Source organism: Sphingomonas sp. Sph1(2015), assembly GCF_001970915.1.
GTDB lineage: Bacteria > Pseudomonadota > Alphaproteobacteria > Sphingomonadales > Sphingomonadaceae > Sphingomonas > Sphingomonas parapaucimobilis.
In genome coordinates this window covers 1-425 of record NZ_MQUI01000127.1, presented here as the reverse complement: position 1 = coordinate 425, position 425 = coordinate 1, and the positions used below count along the sequence as shown (strand labels likewise).

Annotated in this window: 1 rRNA gene; it reads right to left on the bottom strand. The window is 52.7% G+C overall.

Annotation, left to right across the window (positions count from 1 at the left end):
- Positions 1-425, bottom strand: a 16S ribosomal RNA gene (locus BSZ14_RS18850); the annotation flags it as partial.

The window sequence follows — 425 nt, the reverse complement described above, 5'->3', positions numbered from 1 at the left end:
CTGTTTGCTACCCACGCTTTCGTACATGAGCGTCAGTGTTATCCCAGGGGGCTGCCTTCGCCATCGGTATTCCTCCACATCTCTACGCATTTCACTGCTACACGTGGAATTCTACCCCCCTCTGACACACTCTAGATTGCCAGTTCAAAATGCCATTCCCAGGTTAAGCCCGGGGATTTCACATCTGGCTTAACAATCCGCCTGCGCACGCTTTACGCCCAGTAATTCCGATTAACGCTCGCACCCTACGTATTACCGCGGCTGCTGGCACGTAGTTAGCCGGTGCTTCTTCTGCTGGTACCGTCATTAGCAGCCTATGTTAGAGACTACCGTTTCGTTCCAGCTGAAAGAGCTTTACAACCCGAAGGCCTTCTTCACTCACGCGGAATGGCTGGATCAGGGTTGCCCCCATTGTCCAAAATTCC